The sequence below is a fragment of the Frisingicoccus caecimuris genome (assembly GCF_004340975.1).
GTDB classification, from domain to species: domain Bacteria; phylum Bacillota; class Clostridia; order Lachnospirales; family Lachnospiraceae; genus Frisingicoccus; species Frisingicoccus caecimuris.
Window position 1 is genome coordinate 22069 of sequence record NZ_SLXA01000019.1, and the last position, 12643, is coordinate 34711.

Genomic DNA, 12643 nt, shown 5'->3' on the forward strand with positions numbered 1-12643 from the left:
ATGCTCCTGCAAATAATTACTCATCTTTTTTCTCATTCACATCTATGACTTTACTCTTATCTCCCACAAAGAAAATATCATCCATTTTCCAGATGATCTCTATTCTTCCGCCGCCATAGACATACACTTTATCAATAATCTTGTACAGCACGTTTTTATCAAAAGACTGTAATGCTGCAATATCATTCAGCTCTGCCTGTTTCGCTCCTGCTTCCTCAATCTTTTTCCGGGCTTCTTCAATTTCATTTTCAATCTCCGGAATACACTGATCAATTTCAGCAATGCGTTTTGTTGTTATCTCCAGCTCTGAGATATACTGGTCTTTCGTAAGACTTCCCATTCTGTAATCAGAATATAATTTCATCTTTCTGGATGACAGACGCTTCTTTTCGCTCGCCAGAGTAGAGAGTTTTTCTTCCTGAATAGATGTTTCCAGCCACACTTTTTTCTTCTTTTCCAGATTTTCTGATATAAACCGAACCATGTTTCTGGCACAGGCTAAAACCGTTTCCTCCAATTCCACTTTGTCCATCTTGCTGTTGGAACACTCTGGAAGTCCGGTCATGTGTGCTTGTGGACAGCGATACGATTTACCAGATCCTGTTAAGTCCAACCGTCTACCACATGATGGACACATCAAAATTGCATGACTTTTTTTCTTTGGTTTGTATGGACGTTTTTCTTTTGAAAATGCCATCTCATTCGCCTTTGCAAATAATTCCTCTGACACGATTGGTTCATGTGTTCCTTCTACAATAATCCAATCCTCTCTGTCATTTTTGGCAAGTTTGGTACTTCCAGTTACTGCAACTCTTTTTTTACTCCACACAGTTTTTCCCAGATAGACCTCATTTTTTAACATGTCTGAAATGGTTGTCTGCGACCATAGCTTTTTTTCTTTCTCTATGGCGCAAGTAATCTTGATACCTTTCTTCTTCATATACTCCCTGCAAGTCATTACGTTATGCTCATTAAGGTATCGTGCTATATGGGGCTTTTTCACTCCATCTGCAGCCATCGTAAACACAAGCCGTACAATCTCTGCTGCTTCTGGATCAACAATCAGATGATGTTTATCTTCTGGATCTTTGATATATCCGTATTTAGGGCGGGATGGCATATATTCACCATTCATTGCATGTGTAGCCATTGCTGAACGCACTTTTTTCGATAGATCCTTGCTGTACATTGCATTCAACATATTTTTTAACGCAATACTCATTCCTCCGGTCACGCCAGAACAATTATCACTGTCAAATCCGTCGTTGACAGAAATAATCCTTACTCCCAATAGCGGCAGAACTTTCTCCAGATAATTTCCTACTTCCAGATGATCTCTCCCGAATCTGGAAAAATCTTTAATCACAATAACGCTGATTCTTCCTGCTCTGGCATCTTCCATCATCCTCTGGAATCCAGGTCTGTTAAAATTCGTTCCGCTGTACCCGTCATCCACATATTCGATAACCGGTACATCCATGAACTCCTGCTGTTTGGCAATAAATTCTGAAATCAGTTTTCTCTGTGAGGTAACGCTGATACTTTCCGCTTTTAATTTCCCGTCTACATTATTATCCTCCGAAGAAAGGCGGATATATTCAGCGATACATTGTTTTATCTGCATATTTCAGCCTTCCTTTCTTTTGCATACCGTCTCAGTTCTTCCAGCATATCATCATAAACCAGATGAACCGTAATAGCACCCCCTGACGAAATTTCAATTTTCTCAACAAATGCATCAATCATATCCTTCGTCAATGTTCTTGTGTTACGGTACTTATCAATGATTTTTTCCCATTCTTCTTCAGTATGGAAATTCTTTTCATAACCAACCTTGTGTTTCAGGAGATTATCCAGATTATTCTGAATCTCTTTTTCTGTTTCTGTGTCCTGGGCTGCAAAAACTTCATATTGCTCTGCATCAATCAGCTTGCACACATAATCCTCAAATAACTGTTCCCGGTGCTTTGCAAGCTTCTCCAGCTCTCTTCTGCACTTTCTGATCTCTCTGTTAAAAACATCATATTTTTGGATGCTTTCCTGTCTCTGGTTCAGCCTGCGTACCATGTCCACATTTTCTGTATAAACATTAATGTGCGTTCGGATGACACGCAATACATAATCATTTACATCTGTATCTTTCACAGAATGGGAAAAGCACTTTTTATTCAAGGTATAATTTCCACACTCAAAAAACTTATTGCCATCAACTCTGCCTCTAAGATACATGGTTTTTCCGCAATCGGCACAAACTATTTTTTCTTTAAAGAAGTTAAAACTACTGACCGAACCAGCTCCTTTATTTTTCGGTTTTCTCTTTTTCTCTTTCTTTTTGAGCATCATTTCCTGGACTGTCTTAAAATCTTCCCGGCTAACCAGTGCTTCGTGTGTATTTTCCACGATTATCCACTCTTCTTTCGGATTAGCCTTCTGCTTTTTTGCAGCCCATGTGTCATTCGTAAACTGATTATGCACACTGTCGCCCACATAATATTGATTTTCCAAAATCTTTGAAACAGTTCCGCCACTCCATTTCCATTCTGTGGCTTCCGCCATTTCTATTCCTGCTTTTTTCCTCTTATATGCTTTAGGGCAAAGATATCCTTCCCTATTCAAAGTGCGGGCTATCTCTGCATAAGTTTCCCCATCCATGAACATTCTGAAAATTCTTTTTACAACAGGAGCCACTTCCGGATCGGGAATAAGATGTCTGGGACTCTTTGGATCTTTTTCATATCCATAAGCCATGACCCCTGACGGAAATTCTCCATTTGCCCAGTTGATGCGATATGAACTACGTACTTTCTTTGCCAGATCTCTGGAATAAAACTCATTATAGATATTTGACATTCCAACAAGCAAACTCACATCATCTCGTTTGGAATCATAATGGTCATTCACAGATATAAAGCGTACATTGAAAAATGGAAATACACGCTCAATATAGCTTCCTGCTTCCACATAATTTCTACCCAGTCTGGAAAGATCCTTTACGATCACGCAGTCAATCAGTCCGTTCTTGATGTCCTGCATCATCTCGTCAAATCCCTCACGTTCAAAGTTCGTACCGGTTTTGGATATATCGAAGTATTCTTTTTCAACCACTATATCATTCTGGTCTTCCACAAAACTATGGAGAAGAGCCATCTGTGTTTCGATAGTGTTTCGCTCTCTGTTTTTGTCACTCTCAAAAGAAAGTCTCGCATAAAGAGCTGCATGGGATACATTCATAACAGTAACTTCCTCTGCCTGTGCAGCAAGAAGTTCACTTCCCACATTTACAAAATTGATCTTTCTTGATTTTCTTGCCATTTATACGACCTCCTTCCTTTCAAGTTCTACCCTTCCATTGTCATCAACTGTCACTGTACAGCCAACTGCCGCCATCTGTCGCAAAAGCGACTGATAGCAGTCATTGAAGTTGAACACAACCTCAATATGTTTTTTGTCATAGATTTTTATCTGGTCTATCAGTTCCACTGCAACCGTCCGGTTCAGTTCCTGTATGTTCTGATGTTCGGTAAAATAATCCAGCCACTGATATTTATCACTTTTGGACTCCAGAATTTCGGTTATCTGGTGTTCAATGTTCCTGACTGCTTCTTCCGCTTTTTTCCTTTTTTCCGTGTATCCTTCATGTAATTCCGTATAATCCTCTTTAGAAATGATCCCTTCCCGGAAATCCTCATACAGATAATCCCTCAGCTGCCTGCAGCGTTCCACTTCTTGCACTTTTGCTTCTTTCCGTTTTTCCAGTTCTTTAATATCCAGTTCCTGAAACGGGACAACATTGATATAATCGAGAATTCTCTTCATATCAAGGATGTTCTCAATATGGATTTTAAGAATCTCCAGTACTGTTTCTTCCAGCTTTTCCATTGGGATTCTGTGAGTACCGCACTCCTTCGTGGCAGCGTTTCTTGAACAGATATAATAGGAATACACTTTCCCACCTGCAGGGACATCCCGCTTGATCATCAAAGCCCCACAGTCTCCGCAGACTGCCAGACCGGATAAAGGATAAACCTTATCCCCATTAGGGGAAGTTCTTGTATCCAGCCCCAGAAGCCGCTGTACCAAAGTGAATTCCCGTTCAGTGACGATTGGTTCGTGATTGTGTTCAATTCGGATCCAGTCCTTTTCCGGCTTGTCCATCAATTTTTTAACTTTATGATTCGGCGTTGTATGCCTGCCCTGGATCAGTGTTCCAATATAGACTTCATTTTCCAGAACCCGCTTCACAGACATAGCACTCCATTCTGCCTGTTCGTGCCTCTTGAAATTATCCTGAATATTAATTCCAAGGCTGTGTTTATATTCCATCGGAGACAACACACCCTGATCATTCAGATAGTTGGCAATCGCAGTCTGGCTCATGCCGGATAATTTCAGCCGGAAGATCTCTTTCACAATATCCGCCGCATAAGTATCTACAACCAGTTTGTTTTTGTCCGCATCATCCTTTTTATATCCATATGGGGTAAAAGCTCCGATGTACTCACCATTCTTACGTTTTACTTCCAGATGGCTTCGGATTTTGATAGAAATATCCCGACAGTAGGCATCATTAATCAGATTCTTAAAAGGGATCACGATCTCATCCGCCTGGCTTTTGCCCTCCAGACTGTCATAATTGTCATTGATGGCAATAAAACGCACACCAAGAGCCGGAAATATTCTTTCGATATACTTTCCGGCATCAATGTACTCCCTTCCAAAACGGGAAAGATCCTTTACAACGACACAATCCACAACTCCCCTCCTGATGTCTTCCAGCATCATCTGGAAAGCAGGGCGTTCAAAATTAGAACCGCTGTAACCATCGTCCACCCGTTCTGAAACAACCACAATATCTTTTTTGTCTTTAAGGAAATTTTTGATCAGATCTTTCTGATTGGAAATGCTATTGCTCTCCCTCTTATTGGCAGACACAATATCGCCGTCTTCTTTCGATAAACGAACATAGATGGCGGCATGGTAGATTTTCTTGATATTACGATTTTGGTTCATCGTCATCCTCCTTGATTTTACCTTTTTATCAACAATGGTAAAACCCAGGGGCTGAGCCGATGTTGGTCCGATATGAATGAGGAGTCCTGAATTCCTCGGATCCATATTAACATAACTTTTCAGATTTTACCACCATTATTTACACCGAAAGCAAAAGATCCTCAAAGGCATCCTCAAAAGATACCCCATTATTGGCAAACCGTATTTTTACTTTTACATTCCCCACACGTACCATGTAGGGGTTTCCTACCTGCTTCAGATACTGGGCGATCCGTTTCTCTTTTGTCTGGCTACGGTCAATCCTAACCTTCCGGATATCCTTCAATTCATTCACATCCACATCGTCAAAATCTGTCTCCAGATACTTTCTATATTCTTCTGCTGTCATAATCCCCCTCCTCATAAACTCCTGTCTGAATCTCCACCGCTCTCGTAATCCTCCGCATTGCATCAGAGCTGACATGACCACATTTTTGGATGATACTCTGAACATCAATACTTGTGATCTGTTCCGCCAGTACCAGCCCATGCCGTCTCAAGCCAACCATTTCATAACGATTAATAAACACATGGGTCGGAAGATAACGTTTTTTGTACACTCTTGAAGTAAACGGCACTACCGTTACCACCGGACTGTATGTATTCGCTTTATTATTGCTGACAACCACTACCGGACGGATTCCACTCTGAAGGGAAGTACCCGGAACCTGTCCCAAATTAACCATAAGGATATCGCCTCTTTCAATTTTCATTTATTCGTTCCTCCCATCCTGAAATTTAATCGTAAAGCATCCATTATTAGCTCCACAGGAATACGGCAGAGACATTCAAAATGAATGCTCTGCCGCATAACCTCTATAGCCAATTTTCGATTATAAAACAGTGCTCGCTCGATTCTATTTATCCTCGATACCCCGAATCGTTTATCCTGCTTACGCAGGCAGGGAATAATAACCTATCTGACTGCATTCGCCAGATCACAACCCATATGCTCACGCACACAGGCTCCGACAGTTCATAGGTTTGCCGGTTACAGACTTTTCACGGTCCGCAAGTGTATCGCACCCTATACAGATCATCGCATCATCAACCTGCCAGTTGATTTTCGGTCAGTGCTTATTCGCTCGTCCGATATTCATCAGAGTCATGGCGGCAGTTTCCTTGTGCTTCCTGCATAAGATGTCACGTCAGTTATTACTGGATATTCAGTTTCCAATGTACTTTTGAGGAGTCCCTAAAACTCTCTCTAATTACTAAATTCAACTGACTTGCCCGGATGCAAAAAAAATCTGCTGATTTTTCAAAAAATATTATCCTGATACATTCTCCGCATCTTGTTTAAAATTGTTTTCAGCTTGTACGCCAGAACCTGCCGGGACACTCCCATAATCCCTGCCAGCTGTACCTGCGTTTTATTTTCAAAATAAATACTGTAGATAATCATCCGTTCTTCTGCATCCAGCTGATTAATCACCTTATGGATATCCCGTCTCTCCACACTGCTGATCACGCTATCTTCCACATCGCAGCTATAGTCCGGGAAATCCTCGATAGAGAATTCATAATTCTGGCCATTGGTCTCGCTGTAAGGAATCTCCCGCAGTTTCCTTTCAACAACCTCACCCTTCTCATTTTTAATTGCGACCTTCCTTGGCTGGCTGCTTCGGTAAAAATTATTCATGGCATAAGCCACTTCCTTTGTGATTTCAATCATCTTTCCATCTACATTTGCGTAGTATTTCCCATCGTATTTATATGGATGTTCAATATACATATCCGTCCTCCTGAATTTGAAATTTGTTTGCCAGTTTCAAATTCAGAAGGCGGTCCTCTGATCTGGTTCATGCCTGCTCCACCAACTACTGCCAGGTAAAACCTGCAGGTATTGGCTGAAAAATTCAGGCACGAAAAAAAGCCCCAGTAGTCTTTTTTAACTACTGAGGCTTCCGTCTCTCAAATATAATTCAGTTTTCTATGCCTTCTTTCATCAGCATAACCATTGTATCAGAGCAAAGTTCAGAAAGTGTCCGTTTACAGGGCTTAAAAGTTCATTATTCTCATTGGATTGTACACATTTTCAAGGGAAATGTTCACTTCCTCTTTTCCCCCTAACAGTTCATCCATTTTTTATCTGAAAATCTAAGGATTTTCCATCAGCTCTCCATCCACATACATCTGGAACTTTTCCGGATCATGGACAATATCATAGTCCCGTCCCCATTCAACAGGCTTATATTCCACCACCATTACCGGCTCCTGCCCTTCTATCTCATCTTCCCAGAGATATACTCTAAGATTCAGGCTGGTGGCATACCCATAATCTGTAGAAAATCTAACAGATTGAAAAGAATTATCCTTGCATTTCTTGACAAGGAGTTTTGCAAAATCCTCTTTATCTTCAATCTGTTTTCTGTTTGCAACAACAGTAAGTGTTTCATCCTGATTCATTTTCATACTGCTAATGACATCCGGCTCTCCCTCTTTACGTTTCTGCGCACAAGCCGAAACAAAGGCTGCTGCCAATAACAGACATAATAGCGTATGCTTTTTCCTCTTCACTTTGATGATCACCTCCGGTCTGCTGCTAAAGTACTTACTGCATAGTTAATTACTTCCTCCGGTGTTGGTCGGTCCCCTTTTATTTTGACCTTACGCCATTCCGCCTGTACCCTTGGATCCGGGTTATCATATCCGGCATCAATTGCTCTCTGGATTTCCGCATATACCTCTTCCGGAGTGGTATGGAATTTTTCAGCAACCTTCTTAAAAATAGTTTTTCTGTACATTTTATATCTCCTCTTTTTGAATTAGTATTAGTTCTTCAGAACTACTATAGCACAGATAAAAACCAAACAGAATCCCCATTCGTTTGACAAATTGTGACAAAAACCGCAAAAAAAGAAGGGCTTCCGCCCCTCCTCATAAAAACTATTCTGTTAATGCCCTGACCGCTTTGATGATTTTCTTCTGCTCTTCTTTTGGAAGTTTCCCGATCATTTCTGATAATTCATTCGTCACACCAGTTACAGAATGTGCCACAACATCTATCAGAAGTGAATCTGCAGAAACTTCCAGAGCGTTGGCTATCGCAACAAACGTATCCAGCTTGGCAGCTTTCAATCCCCGCTCAATCACACTTACATGTGTCGGACTCAGTTCCACCATGGCAGCCAAATCTTCCTGTGTCAGACCTTTTGCTTCCCTTGCCATCTTAATTCTCTGTCCCACAGCTTTCAGATCCATCGCAGCACCTCCTTTAGAACTATTTTTCGGTCTAAAGTTAGTATAACTACCGACTGTTGCGATATACAGAAGCTGCAAAACAAGTTATCGTTCTATAGAACTAATACATGATTTATTCCATAAAAAAATCCATTGATAGCCGCAAGAAAGTGTCCTATTTCCTAACAATCTTCTGTACAATATCGGTTGATCAAGTGCATCCAGCTTGTATATTTATTTTTCTGGCATACTTTCTGACAAACAGGATTCTGCGTCAATGTAGAAAACATTTTCTCATAATCAAATTCCCACGCATAGCCTTTTAAATGCTTTTCGACTGCTTTCTTATCTGACTGTTTCAGTTTCCATACCAAACGCTGGATTTCTCCTTCCTGAAGGTTTCCAATATTTCTGCATATGTACCGAAAGAATTTCAAGGTTGCATATTCATCATGCCATTTCTGTTTTTTGTTCTGAACCTTCCTCTCTGCCTGCTGCTCCCGGATAATATCGTCGGCAATCTTTACCATTGATTTTTCGTATCTCATCCCACTCACCTACTCTTCTTCCACACCCAAGGAGGGTTTGAATCTTTTGTTTTTTGCCTGCGGCACTACGATCTCGTAAAAGTAGAAGCCAAGATACCGCAATGCCTGTTTCTTCATTTTATAAAACGAAGTCCTTCCAATGCCAAGTTCCTGCTGGACTTCCACATCTGTTTTATTGTAATGGCTGCAAAAACAGGAATGGATAATCTCACTGAGCGTTACTCCATCCGGAGCATAATATTTTACCAACGTAATACCCCGGTAAACCATATCCGACAACCCATATATGACCATCAAATTATTCATCTCGTGTTTCAGTTTTGTCACATTCAGCTGTTTCCCGTAAACATCAAGATAACTCAACGCATATGCCATATCCTCATTGATCTTCTCCTGGCATTCCATTTCCAGCTCTTCCAGTACCATCTTATTTTCCAAAATTAGTTTCTGGTAATTCACCATCAATGCCTTTATGTCTTCATAATGCCTGTCCATGGTTACTTCCAGATAATCCTGTGCATGGGTTGCCATCTGGAACGTAATCTCTTTCATTGATTTAATTGCATAATCTCTGTCTGTCATAAATCTATATTTCTCCTTATCAACAATCACACTAACTGGTAGGTCTTGCAGACCAGTTCGCCTTCCCCATGATTTTGATGGAAAGCAATCTAAATTACTCTTTGCAGGATCCATATCCTAAATGGTATTTGTGGGGAATACCAGCTGATCAGAATACGGATCCTTATGTAAAACCAACGGGATATAAAGGGAAAGTGACTATCTCCGCCGGTTAATATTCTTCTTTTTAATTATGAAATCTTCCTTTCCATGAACCATTTATCTACTTCAAAAAACAAATGGCTTTCCTTTCCCTGTACCATACAGGTGTACATCGTACCAACACCGCCTGCTTTTCTGCTGGCACATCGTTCAATCTTAAGCACTTTATCAATCTTGTATTTTCTGCCGTCTTCCCAAACAAATAAGATTGGAATCAGGCAGCCTTCCTTACTGAACTCTGCTACCACATCAACATATACCTTATTCATACCGCCACCTCCATCACAGGATTTCGATTGCTCTTGGAGATGCCGGAACTCTCCGGATATATCCACTTTTCTCTAACTGCCTGATCCTGGAAAATACTGTTGATGTTGAAGCAACTCCCAGTAATGCCCCCAGTTCCCTGACTGTTGGCGGAAATCCATGCTCCTCGGTAAATCTTACAATGCACTGATAGCTTTCTTCCTGTTTTCTGGTTAATGTCTGTTTCAAATCTATCCCTCCCATTATCCATGAAAATAACTGTGAGGATGGACCGTATGTGTACCGGCGTCCAAGTGGGATAAGACTTTATCCTGGTACATTGCTGCCCGCTGTATGCTGAAATATCCAAACCGTCGTCTGATCTCATCCACAGCCCGGTCCAGCCTTTCTAATTTTTCCCGTTTCTCCTGATTATCAAATAGATTAAGCTGAACCGGAATATCTTCCATTACCAGATCAGACCCCCTCACGCCAAGGCTCCGTATCGGATGCTCCCATCTGTAATGTTTTTTAAATAATTCAAATGCTGCTTTTACAATTTCATCCGTAATATTCGTCGGCTGGCTGATACGCTTCTGCCTTGTGATGCTGTTCAGCCCGTTATCCCGGATTGATATTTCCACCACATTACATTTGAAACCATGTTTCCGCAATCTGGCAGATACACTTTCCGATAATGCCATCAGAATGATCCAAACATCCAGATCTGTTTCCAGGTCTCTCGGTGTCGTTGTACTGTTTCCAATGGACTTGACCGGAGCTTCATATCCTTCCATACAAACCGGATCAGAATCATATCCATTCGCAAATGCCCATAACACCAGACCGATTTTTCCAAAATGGCTGTCCAGCAGTTTTTCATCTGTCTGTGCCAGCTGGCCAATGGTATGGATCCCTAGCTTCTGCAATTTCTTGTTTGTCTGCCTGCCAACATACAGTAAATCTGACACTGGAAGCCCCCAGACGATTTCTTTGTAATTTCCTCGATGAAACTGTGTGATGGCATCCGGCTTTTTATAATCAGAGCCAAGTTTTGCGAATATCTTGTTCCAGGAAATACCAATACTCACGGTAATGCCAAGTTCGTACTTAATCCGGTCACTGATTTCCTGGGCAATCTTCATTCCATCACCTTTGATACTGCTGCTTTCCGTCACATCCAGCCATCCTTCATCTATTCCATACGGCTCAATTTTGTCCGTATACTCTGAATAAATTTCTCTCGCCATACTGGAAAACCTCAAATACAGATCCATCCTTGGCGGCACAAAAATGATTTCCGGACAAACCTGTTTTGCCTGCCAGAGCGCCATCCCGGTTTTTACACCACATTTCTTCGCAATATAATTTGCCGTCAACACAATACCATGTCTTGCTTCCGGATCGCCGCCTACAGCAAGTGGCTTTCCCGCTAGTTCCGGATGATGCAGCATTTCTACGCTGGCATAAAAACAATTCATATCACTATGTAAAATTGTCCTGTCACCCATCCTGTTCTCACCTCCGTCCGGCTTTCTTATCATTCCTTGCATGGTTAGTATAAGCCGACACTATGGAGATAGTCAACTGACATTTTGGTTGTATAATCTACATATTGGAGATTTTTCTTGATTTTCTTGTACATGTGCTGTATAATGCACCTATAAGAATCTAACGGAATTTCATAGAAATGAGGCGAATATATGCGTTCTATTGGCAGGATTATTGCAGAAAACAGAAAAAAGAAAGGGCTTTCGCAGCCAGAACTTGCGGAATTACTTTCACTGCAGGGCATTGACGTTACAGCGAAGGCAATCTCCAAATGGGAGACGGATGCACGAGAACCAGGACTGCATGTTTTTCTGACTCTCTGTAAATTGTTGGATATTGAAGATATTTATGATGCTTATTTCGGGAAAAATCCATACAGTGTAATGGACGGTCTGAATCAGGAAGGTAAAGAAAAGATAAAAGACTACGCAAAAATACTAAAAGCCTCCGGCTTGTTTGAACCGGTAGTTGCAAACATTATTCCTTTCCGTAAAAAAGAAATTTTTATGGATATCTTCGGAGATGCAGTTTCTGCAGGTACCGGTAATTTCCTAACAGATGCGCCAAAAGAATCTTATGAAGTTGGCGATCTTGCCCCGGACAATGCAGACTTCGGAGTCCGGATATCTGGTGACAGTATGGAACCGGAATACCACAACGGGGAAATTGCATGGATCCAGCAAAAAGACAGCATCTGCAATGGAGAGATTGGCATCTTCTATCTCAATGGAGATGCCTACATCAAAAAACTCCATGACGAACCGGATGGATTATTCCTGATCTCCCTGAATAAAAGATATAAACCTATCGCAATTCAGGAATCGGACTCTTTTAAAATATTCGGCAGAGTTGTCGGCAAGTGTGATGCTTCCGACATCCCCGGTTTTCAATAATCGTAATGCAGTCCGTGCCATTCAAACCGGCTGTTGAAACAATAATAAAGTTAAAGGAAGTGATTGGATGTAAACGGTAAAACGCAAGTACCTTTTTATTGATTTCCAATCATGCCATAATTACACTCAACAAAAACTATAGGGTCAAAAAAGTTTAGGACTCAACTTTTTTGACTGACTATAACCAGGAGGTACGATTATGGCTACACAAACCAGTTTGGTTGCCCAACAGGTCCGCCTCAGGCAGTGGTCTGAACAGATCAGAGAATGTCAAAACCGTCCGGAAGGCATGGACGTCCAAACATGGTGCACTCAAAACAACATCACAAAAGCGAATTATTATTACCGGCTGCGCAGGGTACGTGAAGCATGTCTGGGACAGTTCCAGCA

The 12643-nt window shown here is 41.3% G+C and carries 15 protein-coding genes and 1 pseudogene; 2 read left to right on the forward strand and 14 right to left on the reverse strand.

Annotated elements, in window-relative coordinates:
* Positions 1 to 16: 16 nt before the first annotated feature.
* From EV212_RS12675 to dinB, 14 genes are all read right to left on the reverse strand, one after another.
* The gene (locus EV212_RS12675; protein WP_132094137.1) at positions 17 to 1624 is read right to left on the reverse strand and encodes a recombinase family protein; all 1608 of its coding nucleotides are present in this window, start codon (positions 1622 to 1624) and stop codon (positions 17 to 19) included.
* Positions 1615 to 3312: a recombinase family protein gene (locus tag EV212_RS12680; protein ID WP_132094140.1), complete on the reverse strand. Its 1698-nt coding sequence runs from the start codon at positions 3310 to 3312 to the stop codon at positions 1615 to 1617. Before EV212_RS12680 ends, EV212_RS12675 begins: the two co-directional genes overlap by 10 nt.
* Positions 3313 to 5010, reverse strand: a complete 1698-nt coding sequence (locus EV212_RS12685) for a recombinase family protein (RefSeq protein ID WP_132094143.1) — start codon at positions 5008 to 5010, stop codon at positions 3313 to 3315. It lies immediately after the preceding gene.
* Between the two features lie 139 nt (positions 5011 to 5149).
* Positions 5150 to 5398, reverse strand: coding sequence for a DUF6870 family protein (locus EV212_RS12690; RefSeq protein ID WP_132094146.1), 249 nt, complete (start codon positions 5396 to 5398; stop codon positions 5150 to 5152).
* Positions 5379 to 5762 carry a type II toxin-antitoxin system PemK/MazF family toxin gene (locus EV212_RS12695; protein ID WP_132094149.1) on the reverse strand — a complete coding sequence of 128 codons (384 nt, stop codon included), beginning with the start codon at positions 5760 to 5762 and terminating at the stop codon, positions 5379 to 5381. Before EV212_RS12695 ends, EV212_RS12690 begins: the two co-directional genes overlap by 20 nt.
* A 548-nt stretch (positions 5763 to 6310) precedes the next feature.
* Positions 6311 to 6784: a sigma-70 family RNA polymerase sigma factor gene (locus tag EV212_RS12700; protein WP_132094152.1), complete on the reverse strand. Its 474-nt coding sequence runs from the start codon at positions 6782 to 6784 to the stop codon at positions 6311 to 6313.
* A gap of 365 nt (positions 6785 to 7149) precedes the next feature.
* Entirely contained in the window at positions 7150 to 7569 is a 420-nt protein-coding gene (locus EV212_RS12705) for a hypothetical protein (protein ID WP_165873378.1), read from the reverse strand.
* A gap of 8 nt (positions 7570 to 7577) precedes the next feature.
* Entirely contained in the window at positions 7578 to 7796 is a 219-nt protein-coding gene (locus EV212_RS12710) for a sporulation initiation factor Spo0A C-terminal domain-containing protein (protein ID WP_132094155.1), read from the reverse strand.
* Positions 7797 to 7938: 142 nt separating this feature from the next.
* Entirely contained in the window at positions 7939 to 8253 is a 315-nt protein-coding gene (locus tag EV212_RS12715; RefSeq protein ID WP_002584939.1) for a helix-turn-helix domain-containing protein, read from the reverse strand.
* A gap of 161 nt (positions 8254 to 8414) precedes the next feature.
* The gene (locus tag EV212_RS12720) at positions 8415 to 8780 is read right to left on the reverse strand and encodes a hypothetical protein (protein WP_132094158.1); all 366 of its coding nucleotides are present in this window, start codon (positions 8778 to 8780) and stop codon (positions 8415 to 8417) included.
* A 9-nt stretch (positions 8781 to 8789) separates the two neighbouring features.
* Complete coding sequence (locus EV212_RS12725; protein ID WP_243115561.1) at positions 8790 to 9392, reverse strand: hypothetical protein; 603 nt, start codon at positions 9390 to 9392, stop codon at positions 8790 to 8792.
* 200 nt (positions 9393 to 9592) lie between these two features.
* A complete protein-coding gene (locus EV212_RS12730; protein ID WP_002584942.1) occupies positions 9593 to 9832 on the reverse strand; it encodes a hypothetical protein in 240 nt (79 codons plus the stop codon).
* A 13-nt stretch (positions 9833 to 9845) separates the two neighbouring features.
* Positions 9846 to 10058, reverse strand: coding sequence for a LexA family protein (locus EV212_RS12735; RefSeq protein ID WP_132094161.1), 213 nt, complete (start codon positions 10056 to 10058; stop codon positions 9846 to 9848).
* 14 nt (positions 10059 to 10072) lie between these two features.
* The gene (gene dinB, locus EV212_RS12740) at positions 10073 to 11320 is read right to left on the reverse strand and encodes a DNA polymerase IV (protein ID WP_132094164.1); all 1248 of its coding nucleotides are present in this window, start codon (positions 11318 to 11320) and stop codon (positions 10073 to 10075) included.
* A 192-nt stretch (positions 11321 to 11512) separates the two neighbouring features.
* On the opposite strand from dinB, the gene EV212_RS12745 reads away from it, so the two are divergent.
* Positions 11513 to 12253 carry an XRE family transcriptional regulator gene (locus EV212_RS12745; protein ID WP_132094167.1) on the forward strand — a complete coding sequence of 247 codons (741 nt, stop codon included), beginning with the start codon at positions 11513 to 11515 and terminating at the stop codon, positions 12251 to 12253.
* Positions 12254 to 12452: 199 nt separating this feature from the next.
* A pseudogene (locus tag EV212_RS12750) lies at positions 12453 to 12643 on the forward strand (IS66 family insertion sequence element accessory protein TnpB); the annotation flags it as partial.